At 69.7% G+C, this 416-nt stretch carries 1 protein-coding gene and 1 pseudogene; one reads left to right on the top strand and one right to left on the bottom strand.

Going from position 1 to position 416, the window contains the following annotated elements; translation table 11 throughout:
- A partial coding sequence (locus DBR34_RS21870; RefSeq protein WP_219928328.1) for a hypothetical protein occupies positions 1–183 on the bottom strand: 183 nt, incomplete at its 3' end.
- 35 nt (positions 184–218) lie between these two features.
- Here DBR34_RS21870 and DBR34_RS17225 point away from each other — a divergent pair.
- Positions 219–416: pseudogene (locus tag DBR34_RS17225) on the top strand (MarR family winged helix-turn-helix transcriptional regulator); the annotation flags it as partial.

Here is a 416-nt window from a genome sequence, read left to right as displayed (position 1 = left end):
GTCCTGGAACCGCGTACCCGCCACCCATTCACGCCAACCACCGGCCACCGCCAAACCCGGCTTCGGCTTCGGCTTCGGCTCCGGCTTCGGCTTCGGCTTCGGCTTCAGCTCCGGCTTCAGCTCCGGCTTCGGCTCCGGCTCCTGCCCTGGCTCCGGCACTTGACCTTTTACGTGCATATACACGTATGATCCAGCCAGACCACCCAGCGCGCCCCGTCATGGACCCCACCACCGCCAGCCCGTGCACCTGCTTCCGCCTGCGCCGCGCCTCGCGCCAGCTCTCGCAGATCTACGACAGCCACCTCGCGCCCGCCGGACTCAGCCTCAACGCCTACTCCATCCTGCGCCGCGCCCCCACCCCCCGACAGCTTGGCGACCTCGCCGACGCCCTCGGCATGGACCGCACCACCCTCACC

The organism is Stenotrophomonas sp. HMWF003, assembly GCF_003061285.1.
Lineage (GTDB): Bacteria > Pseudomonadota > Gammaproteobacteria > Xanthomonadales > Xanthomonadaceae > Stenotrophomonas > Stenotrophomonas maltophilia_AP.
This window is presented reverse-complemented; position numbering and strand designations above follow the sequence as displayed.